Raw genomic sequence first — 17,123 nt, forward strand, 5'->3', positions numbered from 1 at the left:
TGATTTGGAGCATAATGTGCCATGAGGCGACTGACTGTTTCGAAAGATATTAAAAAAAGTGTATTCAGTGTCGTACAGAGACAACTGCAGATTGATCACCTAATGCGCTGATGCGCTACCGTGTAGGAAGCCTAACTGAGAATGCATGACTCAGGGGAAGTCACTCGAAGGAGTGGCTTTCTTTTAATTTATCCATAGGCTCGGCGTGGGAAAGAAGGTGGATTCACTGTTACTACCGCCGCATAGTGTCCGTGGATTGATGGCGTAAATTGTCCGTAATTTGACGGATGGACTGACCGAAATTCCTGGATTCGTCCGTCCGTCCGTCTGTCGTTTACATTGCGCATGTTCGGTAAAAAAGAGCCGGGAGCTTGCTGCTGACCGGCTTTTGTTGCCCTTGTTAGTTGCACTGCCGAAATTTCCTTGCGGCTTGGAAAGCCAGAATGTCTCCTCTGGCTTCTTTCAATTTTTCCTGAAAGACTGTCTCAAACCACGCTGTTCTGTTCTTAGTCGGCGGGTACTGGCCAAACTTATTGTTCACTTTGCAAATAGCCTCAAATATTTCATCTTGGTTAAAACCTTGCTCTTCCGCTAATTGCAGGGCCAAAGGCAGTAGATCATAGAACCCGGTCTGAATGAAGTATTTTTCTAAAGCTGGCTGGGCCGATATCCCATAGTTCGATGGAGGGAAGGTCTTTGGCATTCTGAACATCTCCCTGAATTTAATGAGCAGCATAGGTCTCCCCTGTTTCAAGCTCACATTAGATTTTCACTGTGTAGGTGTCCCAAATTCGCAAATTGAGCCGGGTGCCATCGATAACAACGTACCATTGCTGCCCATATTCCAAGCGGCAGGGTATGCTTTTGTTCCCGATACGAAGCTCAAAGCATTCCCCACAGTGAAGTCCAAAGGTTTGTGGACCCTTGTGGACTATCCAGCGGTCTGTCAATTCATCGTATGTTAGGTCATACCCCTGACGATTCATGACAGTTCCCCCTCGATGACGCGCTTCACCATTCGGTCATCAATAATCCGGTGACCCTTCTGGGCGCCATACATGAGGCAATGGGTACAAACTTTATTAATGAGCCGGGCGGAACCGCTGGAAAACCGGTAGATGTCGTCGATGGCTTGCTCTGAGAAAATGTCATTGTTGGCTCCCGCATACCCTAAGTGGCGTTGAATATAAGCCTCAGTATCCGCACGATCATAGTGGGTTAATTTACACTGCAAGTCGATACGCTGGCGAATAGCAGCATAAGCCTGAAGTTGAAGCCGATCCCAAAGTTCAGTTTGTCCGACAAGAATAAGGGCCATGGGGCTTTCCGCATCCATATTCATATTAAGCAGAAATCTGACTTCCTCCAGCATTTCACGGTCTAACAGATGAGCTTCATCCACGACCACGACAGGCTGCAGATGTTGAATTCCCCTCATAAGTTCGATTTCCCGATGCAGCTGACGTTTGGCATCCCCACGGTAGAACTTCGATTCGAAGCCGAGTTGTTCTAAAAGTCCCTTGTAAAAATGCGGGGGGGTCAGTTTGGAGTCCGATAAATAGAGCATTTTAAATTTGGACGGGTTTAAGGTTTGCGCATAACGGCGAATGGTTGTGGTTTTCCCCGTCCCGCAATCGCCGGTGACCACGGCGAACCACCTTCGCTCGGCGGCATACTCCAGCCGCCCTAAGGTTTCGTCTAAGAGGATCGACTCGTAAAGTTCAGCGGTTGGAATATCCCGTGAAAAGGGTATCCGGCTAAACCCATAGAATGTTTCAAACATCTTGCACACCCTCCTTGTAAACCGTACGGAAGGAGAGGGCCGGGGCTTGGCGTTCACGGCGCTCATGGTTTTTCTGTTCGGCAGCTCCCAGTAATCTGGATGAGTCCGCCTTTTGTGCTTGGAGGTGCTCCGGCAGCTCCGGGCGTTTGCCGGCGTGTTCTCCAATTACGAGTTCATGCGCTTTCCAGGGAGCGTGTCCTTCGTATTCAATGGTTAGTTCGCTGATGTCCGCCGGATCATAAACCACATTCACCTTACAGCCAATAAAGGAAAGCCCGACTTCATATTTTTTGCCCATAAAGCTAATGCAGCCGGATTTATCCACTCTGCGGGATTCTGAGTGTAAAAACGCATTGGCCAAGACCTCTGGGTCAGGGAAGCGAAGGGGTTTTTTGTCACTGCGATAGGCTGCTTCTGGACTCATATTGTTTTCCAGTGCGGCATGCGGTTTGTTCTCATAGCATTCGCTAAGCCAGACTTGAAATAATTCATTAAGTCGATCAAGGGTCTTGGGCTTTTCCAAAGCGACTTCGCTTAAGAAGGCATCAACAAGCCGGTTAAATTTTTCAATTTTTTATCCGCATATTCGGATAAAAAATTGAAAGGATCATGCGTTCGCTCTACGAACGACTGGAAACAGAACTGGTTTTAAAAAAGCCCCCACTTACCCTTGACGAGGCGAACGATTACCTGGCGGCTTTAATCAGCCGGGACTACCACCGGAGAATTCATTCGGAAACCACCCAAACGCCGGAGGAAAGGTTCTTTCAATTTCCGGCACACTACCGCCGCTTTGTCTTCCCAGAAACGCTCAGTCTAATTTTCTTGCCCTGTAAACGGACCAAGGTTTCCAAGACCGGCCTCATCCAGTTCAATAAAGAGAAGTACCTGGTGCCGGAGATTAAGCTTTACAAACAGTGGGTGGAAATCCGCTATGACCTTTTGGATCCCCGTAAAGTCTATGTCTGGTGGCGAGATCGCTATTATGGAGAGGCCTTTCTCTATGTGCCGGAAAACGATTATCTCAAGCGTCAAGCCTACTTGTCCCGACTGCAGCCATGCCCCCAGGAACAATCCCCCCCACAGCCGTCTCCCTATGTTCCCCCATATACTCGTCTGGAACGTCAGTTGGCCGAGTACCGCCAGCAGCTGGCGGAGAGGGACGTAAACGAGGCTCTGACAAAAACCTGGGCGAAAAAGGAGCAAGTAAAGGCGGAACTGACACCTTGGGTTCGACCCCCAGAAGCCGGCGCTCCGGCGGGTACTTGTCCCCAAAGTGAAGCGAAGTCTGAACCGGCAGAATTCGGATTAGACCGGTGTACGCACTTGCTGAGCGTGCTCTTAAAGCGTTCCTTAGATGCTCGGGAACGCCTGTCGCTCGATACCGTCTGGCGCCATTACGGCCCTTTTACAGAAAAAATGGTACGCCAAACCGTCGGCCGCTTGCTGGGGGAGGGCCATCCGGTTTCTGATCTTATGGGCTACCTGGAGGCGCTCCGTCTGGCCGCAGGGGAAACGAATCCCGACCTTTAAGGGATCGGTCCCACGGGATGGACGGAACTTCATTCCACGAGGAAAATGCTAAGAAGAAAGAAGGAGGAACCCTGATGTATGCTATTGATGAATTGGTGACCCAAACCTTTCTCCAACACTGGGGATTGACCCGCTGGCCCTTCCCGAAAATAGCTGAGCCGGATCATGCCTTTCCGGATCAGCGACTCAACGCGGCGCTGACTCGCCTCCAACAATTGCTTCTCACCCGAGAGGTTGGTGTGGTGGTCGGCGAAGCCGGCAGCGGCAAGAGTACTTTACTCGATCTTTTTCTCAACACGGTGTCTCATACACGCTACCGGGTTATCCATATTCCTATCCCTCAAACCCGGCCTCGGGAGCTTTACCGCTCGATTGCGTCGGCTTTAGGGGTTAACACGTCCTGGTTCGGGGCGGACGCACTGAAAGTGATCGATCTCTTAACCTATTCTTATCTGGAGTCCAACCGGCCCAATGTGCTTCTCATCGACGAAGCCCACATTTTAACCCCGACCTGTCTGAACGAACTTCGACTGCTTACGAATGCGACCGGCAAAAACGAAGCCGTACTGACGTTAATTTTGTTCGGTCAGCCGACGCTCTCTACCACTCTGAAGCTCCCGACTCTGATTCCGCTGGCCCAGCGGATTGGTGCCTGGATCCCTTTGGGAGGCTTAAACGAAACGGAAAGCTGCCACTATATCGATTGGCAAGTGCAGGCGGCTGGGGGCCAACCCGAGATTTTCCCTCTGTCGACTCAAAAAGCGATCTTCCGCCGCACTCAGGGTATTCCTCGCATGATCAATCGCCTGGCCTTAGAATCCCTGCATCAAGGCTGCTTAGAGGGTTCCCAGGTGATTACGGAAGAATTGTTCACCCGCGTGTGCAAAAATTTAGGGCCGCACTTGGCCAACTAAATAAATTGAGGAGGTCAGTCCTATGCCTGAGCCATCAAGACCCTATCGGGGGAACGATAACGATCTAGAAGGAGAGTTGGAAAGGTTTTTCATTACGACCGGTTTCTACGACTTGTTACCTTTGGCAATAGAAATGGCCAAGGGTTTAGGGTATGACCCATCCGAAATGATCGAGGCGATATGCAAGGTGAACGATAAGTTCTGCCAGTATCCGCCCACCCGAAACAGAACCGTCTGGTTTCGAAAAGTCTTTGTGGAGAAATTACGCGAGGCAAGGGGGGATATCCTAACCTTTAGGGCTAGAATGAGTTACTACGGAAAATGAACCGTTAAGTGTTTAGGAGCCGGTACCCTAGGGTAACCGGCCCTTTTCTTTGCTATGCTATGCCCTTTTGACAGACGGACGGACTGACGGACACAGTCCAGAATAATTCGCTTATGCCGGTCCAGATTAGAGTGGCTGCTAACAGCATCCACTAAAGAAGAATGTCGAACAACCTTGCATTTGAAACGGGTAGCACTCGATAAGTGACCCAACCAGCTAAACATCGAATCATTCTTGTGGAGTGACACGCTATTTCACGGATAAGACCTCAAACGAGGGATCCAGGAGGAACGCACATCTATCTCTCTGACAAAAACGATTATAGCATGATATTTAGCGATAGATAGCTAGAGTGTCGATTGATTCATCTGAACAATAAGGGCCAAGTTGTAAAAGAACGTTCGGGCTATATTCAAGGCCTGAGCCCTATACTTATCTTGCAAGGAGGGTTATGTATCTGATCCAGTTTACAGCCTTTCTAAACGATTCCGGCTACAACTCCTACATCCCGGTGCTGCCCAGAGCCTATAAGAGCACATTCACGCCATATATCTTTTCTGCCAAAGAGATAGAAGAAATCTTCGCCGTCAGCGACCGGCTGGAGATGGGCAATTTCATGGACTCGACTGTCAATGTTATACCGGCGATCTTACGCCTTCTGTACGGAACTGGGATTCGCGTGGGCGAGGCGGTATCTTTAAAATTAAGGGACGTCAACCTTGATGAACGGTATTTGGTCATCAGTCAGAGTAAAAATGGGAAGGAACGGATGGTTCCGTTCTCAGACTCGCTGGCGGAGGTTTTAAGACAGTACCGGAATTCGCTGCATACAGTCCAAGCTCCGGAAAGTTTTTTCTTTGTCAAGCGCAACGGCTACCCGTGCCGTGCGAAAACGATCTACGAATGGTTTCGCAAGGTGCTCCGGGAAACGGGTATTTCTCACGGAGGCAGGGGGCAGGGTCCCCGGCTCCACGATGTTCGCCATGCGTTCAGTGTCCATTCATTTGTGGCGATGGCAGAGTCGGGGTTAGATCTCTACTATTCGCTGCCGATCCTCTCTGAATATCTCGGTCATCAGTCCCTGGAAGCAACAGACAAATACGTCAGGCTGGTCTCCGATATGTATCCCGGGCTTCTTTCCAAGGTCAATAACATCTGCGCCTACGCCTTTCCGGAGGTGAGAGACCATGCAGCCGACTGACTTTTCGAAAAGCCTGACAGACTTCCTCGCCCGCTACCTGCCGGGTGAACGAGGCGCCAGCAAACACACCACCGCTTCCTACAGAGATACTTTCATCCTATTGCTGGCCTTCTTGAAGGAAAGGAAGGACATATCAGCCGAAAAACTGACACTACGCCAAATAAGCAAAGAAATTGTTGTGGAGTTTCTGCGCTGGCTTGAAGAAGAGAGGCGCTGCTGCGCAGCGGCTCGAAACGTGCGCCTTGCCGCCCTGCACTCGTTCTTCAAGTATCTCCAATATCAGAATCCGGAAAACCTGATGGAATGGCAGCGCATCCTGTCCATTCCAGTCAAGAGAACTGAAAAACCGACCATCAGCTACCTGTCGGTAGGGGGTATCCGGCTGTTGTTGGAACTCCCCGACCCGTCGACCAGGAACGGGCGGAGGAATCTGGCGCTGCTGTCGCTCATGTATGAGAGTGGTGCACGAGTCCAGGAAATCATAGATCTCACACCTTCCATGGTGCGCCTCGACTCGCCCTGCACCGTGAAACTGATCGGCAAGGGCAACAAGGCCAGGATTGTTCCGCTGCTTGAACAGCAGGTAAAGTTTCTGAGAATCTATATGGCTGAGCAGAAACTGCTGGAGCCACATGCAAATATGTATCCGCTATTCAGCAACAGCCGCAGGGAGAAGTTGACCCGTGCTGGCGTCAACTACATCCTTGCAAAATACGCGAATCAGGCCCGAACGAAGAAACCTTCTCTGATCACTGAAAAGATCAGTTGCCACTGCGTAAGGCATTCCAAGGCAATGCATCTTCTCCAGTCGGGCGTCAATGGTGTACATCCGCGACGTTCTGGGACATTCATCCGTCCAGGTAACAGAGATTTACGCCCGGACAGATTCACGTCAGAAACGAGAGGCAATCGAAAAAGCATATTCAGATGTCTCACCAAAAGAGGTTCCTTCATGGCTGACCAACGATGATTTGTTGGCTTGGCTCAAGTCTTTTGACAGATAAGTCACGAGGGGTAATGTAAAGTAAATCCGCAATCATTGCCGGTAAAGCCAGCATATTCACAGCCTTGCTTTACATTACCATCCGCTTTCCATTACCCTTTTCGTGACCGGCGTTCGGGTTACAAAAGACCGCTTCAAAACCATAGTGCTGTTTGAACCGAAGGAATCCGTCGGTCAGCGTACGGCCTCTCCCTTTCAAAATATCCGTCACCATGGTGCTGGCGTTGTCAAACCAAGTTTCACGCGGTACCCCTCCAAGATATTCGAAGATATTTTTCAGCCCTTCAAACAGGCATTCCTGATTTTGGCCTTTGAATTGTTGGAGATAACCGCCATTACTGTAGGGAAAGGATAAGTTCAGATAGTAACCGCTGTATTTCTCGGCTTCGACAGTTTTTCGTGGATTTAGGCATCCGTTAAAAAAATGGATGCCTTTATTCATGCGGGTTTCAGGGCTTATCCACAGGCAAAAACAGTGAAAATGTGTAGGCACACGATTATGTGGATAAGCTGTGGATATCCCTTATTAATACTTGAAGGTATGTCTGACTTGTGGTAAAATGTAGGCATGTATATACGTGTGACGTCTCGTAAGAACAAAGATAATAGTGTGGTTAAGTACGTTCAGTTAGCTCATAACGTTCGTAATCCGGAAACCGGCTCTCCGCAGGCGAATGTCCTTTTTAATTTCGGACGTTTGGATCGGTTGGATATGGAGTCCCTTCGCCGGCTGGAACGCAGTATCCAGCGTTTCCTCGGGGAACCGCTCGATCCGGTGGAGGCCCCGAAACCGGAGCTCCTCTCCTGTCGCCCGCTGGGCGGTGCCTGGTTTCTGGATCAGCTCTGGCGGAAACTCGGAATCGATAGCATTTTGAAGCGCCGCTTGAAAGAGCGCGAGTATCGCACGGAGGTGGAACGCGCTCTGTTCGCGATGGTGGCTAACCGGGCTTTGGCACCTTTGAGCAAGCTGCAATTGGAGAAATGGGTGCCCGAAAAGGTAGTCATTCCCGGCCTTGCGAACGTGGAGGTTCAGCACTGCTATCGCGCGATGGATTTCCTCTTGGAATCCCAGGAAGACGTTGAGCGAGAGGTGTTTTATGCCGTAGCGGACTTGTTCCATCTTGAAGTCGATCTCCTGTTCTTCGATACCACTTCGACTTACTTTGAAATGGACGCGTGGGACGATGAGGAACAGGACTTAAAGGCGCTGGGTCACTCGAAGGACAGCCGGCCCGATTTGCCCCAAATTGTGATCGGCCTGGCGGTCACACGGGACGGGATCCCGATTCGCTCTTGGGTCTGGCCCGGCAATACCTCCGATATGTCGGTTATCCCGGAAGTCAAGCGGGATCTGGCGGGTTGGAAGTTGGGGCGGGTCGTGAGTGTGATGGATAGGGGTTTTTCCTCCGAGGAGAACTTGCGGATTCTGCAAAGGACCGGGGGCCACTACATCGCTGGAGAACGTCTTAGAGCCGGTAAGCCCGAAGTCGAGGAGGCCCTCTCCCATCCCGGAAGGTTTCGCACGCTTCAAGAGAATCTGGAGGCGAAAGAAGTCGTTGTCGGCCACGGTGAGGCCCGCATCCGCTACGTTCTGGTCCGTAACCCTGCGGAAGCCAAGCGTGATGCCCATACCCGCACCAAGCACTTGGAGAAGCTGAAGCAGAAGCTCGCGAAGCTGAAGGAGCTGGACGGAGAAGCGCACACCAAAGCCCACTGTGCTCTCTACAGCCATATCGTCTACAAGCGATATTTGCAAATCGATGCTAAAGGCAACCTTAGGATTAACCAGAAAGCGGTCAAAGCCGCGGAAAGGCTGGACGGGAAATACCTTATCCGCACCTCGGATGACACCCTCTCCATAGAGGATATCACCTTGGGCTTCAAACAGCTTTGGGAAGTGGAGCGGGCTTTTCGCACGCTCAAAACGACTCTGGAGCTACGGCCTGTTTACCACCGAAAAGACGATCGGATCTGTGCCCATGTCCTGCTGTGTTGGCTGGCTTTGCTCCTGGTACGCCTGGCAGAAGTAGAGACTCAACAAACTTGGGCCAACCTTCGTTCCGAACTGGAGAAAATTTATCTCGTCGAGTGGGAATCGGCGGACGGGAAAGTCTTTCAAAGGACAGAATTAACCCAAGAGCAAACGGGTATTTTTTCAGCACTCAAATTGCCGGAACCCCCGAGAATATGGGATATTTCGCTTCCCAAGGGACAAAAAGTGTAGGTACACGGTACGTTATCCACAAGTGCCTGAAGCCCAGATGCCATAAGGGTTTGAGGCACTTCCCGTGTCTACGGACTGCCGAAAGCGAGTATTTGACTCCGTTCTCATAGAAATCGGCCTCTCCGAAATCTGCCTGCGCTTCACCGGGAGCGTGTTGAAGCGGCAACCGGCCCTTGTTTTGACCGAACAATTCCTTTTTCCTAATGGCCACATAAGCAGCTACCGTACGGTAAGAGCAATCGAAGCGGATTCCATACTTGCTGCGTAACCGGTCAAAGACCCGTCTGGCCGTATGCCGCTGTTTGCGCCGGGCCCGCTTGTCCTCTTCCAGCCACTCATCAATATCCTTCATGTACGGTTCAAGCTTGGGAAACTTTCTCATACTTTCTACCGCCTGAACCGGTACGGGTTCATTCCAATCCTCCGTCTCGAGATATTTGCGGATTGTTTTCCGGTCGTGACTAAACCGTTCAGCGAGCTCACTGACATTTAGCCCTTCCTCAAAGAAAGCTTTTCTGATAAGATCGACTTGGGTCATTGTGAGCATCCTCCTGTCCTCCCTTGAAGTCTTTATCTCAACTACAAGGGTAAGGCTTGTTTTAGGTGCCTGCAATGGCCTTTGCAATTTTGGGGATTTCCCCGTTGCAAAAGTGGGGAATTTTAGTTGCAACTTTGTCCATTTCCATTATGCAACAAACACGCTTTGGGGCATGTAACCCGGGACAGTCTTGCCCCATACCTCTCCCTTGATGACGAAAGGATGGGGCTATGTATAAGCAGCTAACGCAAATTCGGCCGAATCCGAATCGGGTCCGTCCCGGTTCGAATTCGATCCGCCAGTTACGCACGAGCGCTTTGCTTAATAAGAATCACCACGGTTGTTCGAAAATATTGCCTATTGCCAAGATTACTTCCAAGTGGTATTCTAGTCATAAAGATGTCTAGACAAATAGACAAATCGTGCTTTAGGCCACGCAAGAAAGGAAGGGAAGTAACGATGTTAGACGAGCTTGTGAACCTGATTGCCGATCTAAAGGAAAAGGAGGCAGTCGAGGCAGCCAAAAAACTGCTGGATGACGGGGCCGACCCGATAAGAGTACTAGAGCGTTGCAGAATGGCTACGGAGATAGTTGGAAAACGCTTCGAGGAAGATATATACTTTATTCCGGACATGCTTTTTAGCGGGGAGATACTCGAACAGATTTCACAACTTGCGAAAGCAAAGATTCATAGGGATGTTGATGACGAGTCATATGCCGGTAAAGTGGTCATAGGTACAGTTGAAGGGGACCTGCATGATATTGGCAAGAATATCGTCGCGTTTTTACTGGAAGCAAATAACTTCAAAACTTACGATCTGGGTGTCGATGTATCCGCACAAAAATTTGTCGACGCTATTCGGGAGGTGCAGCCGGATGTTGTCGGAATGAGCGGCCTGCTAACCATTGCTTTCGGGGCCATGTCCAATACAATAAGCGTCATCAAGCAAGCTGGGCTTAGGGACAAGGTGCGTATTATGATCGGGGGAGCTCCTACGAACGAAGATGTGGCAAGGCGTGTGGGAGCCGATGCTTATGCCAAAGACGCGCAGCAGGGAGTTGAACTTGCCAGACAGTGGAGCGCAGTGAAGTAATTCCTCAGCAAGCGTTGGCCGTTTACTATGGCCCAGCCATTTTGAAGTCGAGGAGGGAAAATCAATCATGTCGAAAAGTCCTGAAGAGCTATGCCAGGAAAGATTAAAAAGGGTAAAAGATGCTGTTGCCCTTAAGGTCCCGGATAGAGTACCCGTGACTGCCTTCTTTGCCTATTTTGCCGCCAGTTATTCCGGGATAACATACGAGGAATATACGTATGATCCTGAAAAGATGCTTAAAGCGGCAATCAAAGTGCATGAAGACTTCGAGCCTGATTTAGCCGATATTCCGAGTATCTACTATCTTGGACCGACGTTAGATGCTGTCGGATTTAAGCAGCTAAGATGGCCGGGCCGGCACCTTAGTGCCAACAAACCTTATCAATTTGTTGAAGGGGAGTACATGAAAGCCGACGAATATGGACATTTCTTGGACGACCCCACCGATTGGCTGATTAGAAAATATTGGCCCAGGATTTGCACTGAGTTTGAGCCATTTAGCCAAATAGCACCGTTAAAATATAGCTTTACGTATTTCAACATGGGCTCTTTAGCACCGTTTGGCACTCCCGGATTGCAGCAGGCGTTGAGTGCTTTAAAAAATGTTGGAGAAGCGGCTTTACAGGCACTTAATTATACGGTCAAATTTAGCGAGGAAATGGGAAAAAGAGGCTTTCCCTTGTCGCTGGGCGGACTCACCCAGGCACCCTATGACACGCTGGGTGATTATTTCAGGGGAACACGAGGCATCATGATGGACATGTATCGCCGACCAGACGAGCTCCTCAAGGCGTTGGACAAATTAACGCCTTGGATGATTGAACAGGGCGTAAATGCAGGAAAACAGTCTGGAAATCCGTTCATCTTTATCCCTCTTCATAAAGGCTCAGACAAGTTTATGAACCAGCGACAATTCGAGACGTTTTATTGGCCAACACTTAAGGAACTAATGCTGGGCTTGATAAAGGAAGGGATGACCCCGATTGTTTTTGTTGAGGCCGACCATACTTCAAGGCTCGAAACTATGAAGGACGTTCCGCCGGGGAAAGTTGTTTACCACATGGAAAATACAGATATGTTTAAGGCCAAAGAAATTCTTGGCGACAGAGTTTGCCTAAAAGGAAATGTACCGGTGTCCTTACTGTGTTTAGGTACTCCCGATGAAATAAAAGACTATTGCAAGAAATTAATTGATGTAGTGGGCAAGGATGGTGGTTTTATCTTAGACAGTTCAGTAAATGTCGAAGAGGCTAAGGTGGAAAATGTTAGGGCGATGTTTGACTTTACAAAGGAGTATGGCAGATATTAGTAGGGAAAGGGCACTATTGTGAGAATATCCAGGTATCCGGTCGGTTTCTGCAGGAGGGGGGAAACACCGGTTTCCTTCCTCTCGTTTCTTAGGGGCAAGAACCACTTTGCCAAACTCAGGGGGAAACATTCCACTTCTAGGGTTACCTCCAGTTATCTCCACTGCGAGATATTTTGCCATTGATCCCGATGCGATTTGGAGTATTTTGGTCCCTGAAGGCGAGTAATATCCACAGGTAATCTCGGACAGACAATGAACGAGAAACCGATATTGCGCGGACTGAAGCTATAGAAGTGGGTGTTTTGACCATGCAGGAAGGCGAAGCGATTGACAAGAATTCAGTCATTCCCATATATTATCAGCTGGCTAAACTAATCAGGGAACAAATTCGGCGGGGAGAGTTTAAGCCGGGCGAAGCGCTGCCCACGGAAATTGAGATTGCCAACCGCTATGAAATCAGTCGGATGACGGTGCGAAGATCCATCGCCGAACTGGTGTCGGAAGGCATGGTCTATGCGCTGCAAGGAAAAGGCACCTTTGTTGCAAGCCCAAAGTTGGATAATGTGGTTTTCGAACTGAACAACTTTAACCGGGAGATGGCGCAAAGAGGACTAAACTTCAAAACAACCCTTTTGCAAGCCAAGATCCTCCGGGCGGATGATGAATTGAAAGAGAGGTTCCGGCTGGGTGAGGGGACGCACAGAATTTTGCACTTTCGCACGGTCACGGCTGCGGAAGATGAGCGCCTGAGTCTTGAAAACAAATACATTATTTACACCAAAAGCAAACCTCTTTTGGAGTCGGAACTCAATGACCCGACCTTGCCGGGTTTGATTGCTTCCCACAGTGATTACCTGCCGGTAAGCGCTAAGAAGGTCCTTAAGGCGGTGGTGGCAACCAATGAAGAAGCGGCGCTGCTCGGGATTGCCGCCGGTTCTCCTCTGTTCCTGGTCGAGACGACTGTTTTTGATCCGGATCTCAAGCCTGTTGGTTGGAGCAAGTCCATTTACCGAGGGGACAGGTACAAGATCACAAGCTATGATGGATGGTATCAAAAGGAGTAACGCCGGGAGGAGGTAGAAAAAGTGGACGAGCCATTGGAATTGGCCATGGGTGAACTCGATGAAGAAAAAGTCCTGGCCCTGGTCGAAGAGCGGATTCAGGCGGGCGTCAGCCCGACAGAGATCGTAGAAAGCTGCCGCAATGGGGTAGAAATTGTGGGCAGGCGCTACAGCGACGGGGTGTATTTTCTCTCGGATTTGATCATGTCCGAGGAGATTTTCCGGGGCGTGATGCGCCTTGTCGAACCTCACATTCCGCAGGGGGAGGCGACAAACGGCTATACGGTTGTCATGGGTACGATCGAGGGTGATATCCATGACCTGGGGAAAAACATTATTATTTATCTCTTGCGTTCGTCCGGTTTTCGTGTCTATGACTTGGGGGTCGATGTTTCGCCGGAACGGTTTGTTCAGGCTGTCAGCGAGACGAAAACTTGCATTCTCGGGATCAGTGTTCTCCTTTCTTTCTGCGTCGGCTCGATCAAGAAGGTTGTTGACCTTTTGGAGGAGGCGGGTCTGAGGGACGAAGTCAAGGTGGTTGTCGGCGGCTACACGGTCAGTGAGCTGGTGCGGGAATATACCGGGGTGGACTACTATGCCGGTGATGTGTCTCAGGCGCTGCGAATTATCCGGGAAATCGTGAATGCAGATTGTCCGCAGCGAAAGAACTGACAGGAATCTAAAAAACAGAAGAAATTTTTAAATAGAGGATTCTAAATAGTTTGTCGAAGGGTATTGACCCACTCATGACATCATGTTAAAATCGATTAAATCAATTGTATATACAATTATACAAATATACAAATTGGTCCTTTTGTTTTAGTATATTTCAAACATTTGATGTTTATTGCGCGCAACTTGATAAATAGACAAAGATATGAAGATACTTAAACTGGACAAAAATAAAATGCTCGGCCTGAGAAAGGGGAAAAAGATGCGGATGGAGAAATTAACCGAACGGGATTTCGGTTTTCGATAAGCGGACCAGAATAGACGGATGAAAGGGTGAAGGCTGTCTCGCGGCTAACCACGGTCCAGAATGAAGTTTTAGGTTTCTGGAAGGCAGATTTGAACGCTTGGGGAGGTTTTTGAGATGCTTATCATCGGCGAGAAATTAAACAGTGCCATTCCCTCCGTACGGGAGGCGATGCTGAATAAAGATGTTGAGTTCATTAAAGAACTGGCTAAGAAGCAGGCCGCCGGCGGAGCAGACTTTCTCGATATCAATACGGCACAGGGAAACAGTGAGATAGACGATATGGAGTGGGTCGTGCAGGCGGTGCAGGAGGTCGTTGATGTTCCTCTCTGCATTGACAGTGTGAGTCCGGAAGTGGTTCGGAAAGGATTGCAGACCGCAAAAGGCAAGACGATGCTGAATTCCATCAGCATGGAGGCCGCCCGGCTTGAGGGCATGCTTCCTTTAATTAAGGAATACGATTGTTCCGTTATCGCTTTGACGATGGACGATAACGGGATTCCTAAAACTGCCAAAGAACGCATCCGGATCGCGGGTGAGCTCGTCGAGGTCTTTAAGCGGGAAAACATTGACATGGAAAAGGTCTATTTTGACCCACTGGTCTTACCCTTGGCTGTGGACAGCAACAACGGTGTCATCTTCTTTGAATGTCTGTCTGAAATAAAACGCTTGTTCAACGGCAAAACGGTTTCAGGCCTGAGCAATGTATCGCATTCGCTTCCGAAACGCAAGTTGATCAACCGTAATTTCCTGACGATTTGCATGAGCCACGGGATGGATGCGGCGATCATGGATCCGATGGATACGAAGATCACCAGCGCCCTGATTGCGACGAATTTGCTCCTGAACAAGGACCGCTTTTCCCGCAATTACTTGAAGGCCTTCCGCAGCAACGCTTTGGAAGATTAGAAGCGCCTTGGCCGGCAGAGCGACCGACAGAAGGAGGTGGCAGCGGAAAGAAATCGTGTGTTTCGGGTTCTTTGCCAAATTAGGAAATAACGTTGGAGGTGTCGGAATGTCAATGGACAAAGAAGAACTTTTTCAAGAAAGGTTAAACCGCTATACGACCGCCCTCAAAGGAGGAAAGCCGGACAAGGTGCCGATCCGGCTGCAGTTGAGCGAATTTATGGCGGCCTATGCCGGGATTAAGTTGCAAGACATCTATTACGATTTGGATAAAAACAACGAAGCGGTTGACAAAATCCTTACGGATTTCGATCTGGATGTCTGCGGCGGGGCTCCCAGCCTCTGGTGGGCCGGCCTGCATGATGCGGTCGGAGCAAAATACCTGAAGTTTGCGGGACGCGAGCTGGAAGAGAACCGTCAATTCCAATATGTTGAACAAGAGTATATGAAGGCGGATGACTATGATGCTTTCATAGCTGATCCGACGAAATGGATTTTGGAAGCCTATCTCCCGCGCATTCACGAAGAGTTCGCCGAGCCGGGTTCCTATCGGGCTAATCTGGCCTTGATTAAGGGAACCGCGGCCATGATGATGGCGAATGGGTCTGCCCAGCAGGCTGCCGCCCATTGGGCCAAAGACTTCGGCATGCCCGGGTCCATTTCCGGTATAAGCAAGGCTCCTTTCGATACGCTGGGCGACACGCTGCGGGGCCTCAAAGGAATTATGATGGACCTGCGCAAACGCCCGGACAAAGTCCTGGCCGCGACCGAGATGCTGGTTGGTCACAATATTTTCTACGGCATGGCCACAGCCGGCGGGGACACGACGCTGCCTTGCTTCATGCCTCTGCACCGCGGCAGTTTTCCGTTTCTTAATCCCACACAGTGGGATACGTTCTACTGGCCGTCACTGAAAGCGGTCATTGAAGGTATGTGGAAGCTGGGCAAACAGACGATGTTCTACGCGGAAGGCAACTGGACGCCCTACCTGGAGGCGATCGCCGAGCTTCCGGCTCACAGTATTGTCTTCCATGTGGACCAGACCGATATGGCTAAAGCCAAGGAAGTGCTGGGCGGGAGGTTCTGCTTGAGCGGGAACGTTCCCAACACGTTGCTGGCCTATGGCAAACCGGCGGAAGTCAAAGAGTATGTCAAACGGCTTCTCCACGATTATGCCGCAGATGGAGCCTTCATCATTGACAGCGCCGGGGTTATGCAGACGGACGTTAAGGCTGAAAATGTGTTTGCCCTCATTGAAGCAGCCAGAGAATTCGGGACTTATTGAATGGGGAGGTAATGAAAATGACGGACATGCCGAAAAAAGAGGATGCGCATGGCAACCCTCCGGGAGTCTGCATCCCTTGGGAACAAAAAATGAAAGAGTTCGGGCTGATTGCCGGCAAACCTGAAACTATAAAGAAGGAATGGGAGAAGATAGACGCTTTTGCCTATGTCTATCTCTGGTATTGGGTTCACCGTTAAAAGCGGGCACACTATCTTTGGAAATTGGGAGGAATCGTTAAAATGGCTACACTGACGGATGAACTAGCGAGCGCGATTGCGGAATTGGAGGACGAGAAGGTTTTGGATCTCGTGCAAACCCGCCTGGATTCCGGAACTTCGCCTTTAGAAATAGTAGGCAACCTGCAACAGGGAATGACTGAGGTCGGCATGCGCTTTGAAGCTGGGACTTACTTTTTGAGCGAATTGGTCATGTGCGGGGAAATTATGAAAGATGCGATGAACATTCTTGAGCCCCGCCTCGCAGGGGCGGATCAAAAGCACCGCGGCAGCATTGTCATCGGAACGGTCAAAGGCGATGTCCACGATCTGGGCAAGAACATTGTTGTGATGCTCCTCAAAGGGGCCGGATACAATGTGATTGACTTAGGCATCGATGTCCCAGGCGAAAAATTCATTGAAGCGATCCGGGCCAATGGGGCTCCATTAGTGGGAATGAGCGTTCTTCTGACTGCCTGCCAGGAGGGAATGAAGGGGATCATTGAAGAGATACGGGCCGCCGGGCTGGATACCCGTGTGGTGATTGGCGGAAACTATGTGGACGAGTCTGTGAGAGACTACGTTAAGGCAGACTATTTTGCTCATAATGCGAGTGATGCGGTAAAAATTGCGGACGGAATATTCGTCCACTAATGCCGGGCATGCATGTGCGCATCGGAGGCTCGTGAGGAAAATGGGGAGTTTGCCTGTCAAGCATCTCCCCATTTTATTATCTGGCCGGGGAGAAAGGGGGA

The 17,123-nt window shown here is 50.0% G+C and carries 18 protein-coding genes and 2 pseudogenes; 14 read left to right on the forward strand and 6 right to left on the reverse strand.

The window, feature by feature from the left end:
- Window positions 1-400: 400 nt before the first annotated feature.
- The 4 genes and pseudogenes from MNU25_RS06820 to MNU25_RS06835 form a co-directional block, all read right to left on the reverse strand.
- Window positions 401-703, reverse strand: a complete 303-nt coding sequence (locus MNU25_RS06820; RefSeq protein WP_240984382.1) for a hypothetical protein — start codon at window positions 701-703, stop codon at window positions 401-403.
- Window positions 704-761: 58 nt separating this feature from the next.
- The gene (locus tag MNU25_RS06825; protein ID WP_240984242.1) at window positions 762-986 is read right to left on the reverse strand and encodes a DUF5348 domain-containing protein; all 225 of its coding nucleotides are present in this window, start codon (window positions 984-986) and stop codon (window positions 762-764) included.
- Window positions 983-1,783 carry an ExeA family protein gene (locus MNU25_RS06830; protein ID WP_240984383.1) on the reverse strand — a complete coding sequence of 267 codons (801 nt, stop codon included), beginning with the start codon at window positions 1,781-1,783 and terminating at the stop codon, window positions 983-985. Before MNU25_RS06830 ends, MNU25_RS06825 begins: the two co-directional genes overlap by 4 nt.
- Window positions 1,776-2,357, reverse strand: a pseudogene (locus MNU25_RS06835) (Mu transposase C-terminal domain-containing protein); the annotation flags it as partial. The gene MNU25_RS06830 and the pseudogene MNU25_RS06835, both read right to left, overlap by 8 nt.
- A 35-nt stretch (window positions 2,358-2,392) precedes the next feature.
- Between MNU25_RS06835 and MNU25_RS06840 the strand changes: the two are divergent.
- The 5 genes from MNU25_RS06840 to MNU25_RS06860 all read left to right on the forward strand — a co-directional run bounded on the left by MNU25_RS06840 (window position 2,393) and on the right by MNU25_RS06860 (window position 6,726).
- The gene (locus MNU25_RS06840) at window positions 2,393-3,316 is read left to right on the forward strand and encodes a Mu transposase C-terminal domain-containing protein (protein ID WP_240984384.1); all 924 of its coding nucleotides are present in this window, start codon (window positions 2,393-2,395) and stop codon (window positions 3,314-3,316) included.
- Between the two features lie 74 nt (window positions 3,317-3,390).
- On the forward strand, window positions 3,391-4,230 hold the full coding sequence (locus MNU25_RS06845) for an ExeA family protein (RefSeq protein WP_240984385.1): 840 nt from the start codon (window positions 3,391-3,393) through the stop codon (window positions 4,228-4,230).
- 22 nt (window positions 4,231-4,252) lie between these two features.
- The gene (locus MNU25_RS06850; protein ID WP_240984386.1) at window positions 4,253-4,555 is read left to right on the forward strand and encodes a hypothetical protein; all 303 of its coding nucleotides are present in this window, start codon (window positions 4,253-4,255) and stop codon (window positions 4,553-4,555) included.
- Between the two features lie 451 nt (window positions 4,556-5,006).
- The gene (locus MNU25_RS06855; protein ID WP_240984387.1) at window positions 5,007-5,756 is read left to right on the forward strand and encodes a tyrosine-type recombinase/integrase; all 750 of its coding nucleotides are present in this window, start codon (window positions 5,007-5,009) and stop codon (window positions 5,754-5,756) included.
- The gene (locus MNU25_RS06860; protein WP_240984388.1) at window positions 5,743-6,726 is read left to right on the forward strand and encodes a tyrosine-type recombinase/integrase; all 984 of its coding nucleotides are present in this window, start codon (window positions 5,743-5,745) and stop codon (window positions 6,724-6,726) included. Before MNU25_RS06855 ends, MNU25_RS06860 begins: the two co-directional genes overlap by 14 nt.
- Before the next feature lie 109 nt (window positions 6,727-6,835).
- On the opposite strand, the pseudogene MNU25_RS06865 reads toward MNU25_RS06860, so the two are convergent.
- A pseudogene (locus tag MNU25_RS06865) lies at window positions 6,836-7,135 on the reverse strand (IS21 family transposase); the annotation flags it as partial.
- 192 nt (window positions 7,136-7,327) lie between these two features.
- Here MNU25_RS06865 and MNU25_RS06870 point away from each other — a divergent pair.
- Complete coding sequence (locus MNU25_RS06870) at window positions 7,328-8,983, forward strand: IS1634 family transposase (protein WP_240984389.1); 1,656 nt, start codon at window positions 7,328-7,330, stop codon at window positions 8,981-8,983.
- On the opposite strand, the gene MNU25_RS06875 is transcribed toward MNU25_RS06870, so the two are convergent.
- Window positions 8,922-9,521 (reverse strand): hypothetical protein, encoded by a 600-nt coding sequence (locus tag MNU25_RS06875; protein WP_372503652.1) that lies wholly within the window; start codon window positions 9,519-9,521, stop codon window positions 8,922-8,924. The genes MNU25_RS06870 and MNU25_RS06875 overlap by 62 nt on opposite strands.
- Before the next feature lie 459 nt (window positions 9,522-9,980).
- Here MNU25_RS06875 and MNU25_RS06880 point away from each other — a divergent pair, with 459 nt between their 5' ends.
- The 8 genes from MNU25_RS06880 (at window position 9,981) to MNU25_RS06915 (ending at window position 17,022) form a co-directional block, all read left to right on the forward strand.
- Window positions 9,981-10,616 (forward strand): cobalamin B12-binding domain-containing protein, encoded by a 636-nt coding sequence (locus MNU25_RS06880; protein WP_240984390.1) that lies wholly within the window; start codon window positions 9,981-9,983, stop codon window positions 10,614-10,616.
- Between the two features lie 67 nt (window positions 10,617-10,683).
- Window positions 10,684-11,925 carry a uroporphyrinogen decarboxylase family protein gene (locus MNU25_RS06885; protein ID WP_240984391.1) on the forward strand — a complete coding sequence of 414 codons (1,242 nt, stop codon included), beginning with the start codon at window positions 10,684-10,686 and terminating at the stop codon, window positions 11,923-11,925.
- Window positions 11,926-12,233: 308 nt separating this feature from the next.
- Window positions 12,234-12,989 carry a GntR family transcriptional regulator gene (locus MNU25_RS06890; RefSeq protein WP_240984392.1) on the forward strand — a complete coding sequence of 252 codons (756 nt, stop codon included), beginning with the start codon at window positions 12,234-12,236 and terminating at the stop codon, window positions 12,987-12,989.
- Window positions 12,990-13,010: 21 nt separating this feature from the next.
- On the forward strand, window positions 13,011-13,658 hold the full coding sequence (locus tag MNU25_RS06895) for a cobalamin B12-binding domain-containing protein (protein WP_240984393.1): 648 nt from the start codon (window positions 13,011-13,013) through the stop codon (window positions 13,656-13,658).
- 421 nt (window positions 13,659-14,079) lie between these two features.
- On the forward strand, window positions 14,080-14,871 hold the full coding sequence (locus MNU25_RS06900; protein WP_240984394.1) for a dihydropteroate synthase: 792 nt from the start codon (window positions 14,080-14,082) through the stop codon (window positions 14,869-14,871).
- Between the two features lie 106 nt (window positions 14,872-14,977).
- On the forward strand, window positions 14,978-16,153 hold the full coding sequence (locus MNU25_RS06905; RefSeq protein ID WP_240984395.1) for a uroporphyrinogen decarboxylase family protein: 1,176 nt from the start codon (window positions 14,978-14,980) through the stop codon (window positions 16,151-16,153).
- A gap of 17 nt (window positions 16,154-16,170) precedes the next feature.
- The gene (locus tag MNU25_RS06910; protein WP_240984396.1) at window positions 16,171-16,350 is read left to right on the forward strand and encodes a hypothetical protein; all 180 of its coding nucleotides are present in this window, start codon (window positions 16,171-16,173) and stop codon (window positions 16,348-16,350) included.
- Window positions 16,351-16,392: 42 nt separating this feature from the next.
- Entirely contained in the window at window positions 16,393-17,022 is a 630-nt protein-coding gene (locus tag MNU25_RS06915) for a cobalamin B12-binding domain-containing protein (RefSeq protein ID WP_240984397.1), read from the forward strand.
- Window positions 17,023-17,123: the final 101 nt, after the last annotated feature.

This window comes from Acididesulfobacillus acetoxydans, assembly GCF_902729405.1.
Classification (GTDB): domain Bacteria; phylum Bacillota; class Desulfitobacteriia; order Desulfitobacteriales; family Desulfitobacteriaceae; genus Acididesulfobacillus; species Acididesulfobacillus acetoxydans.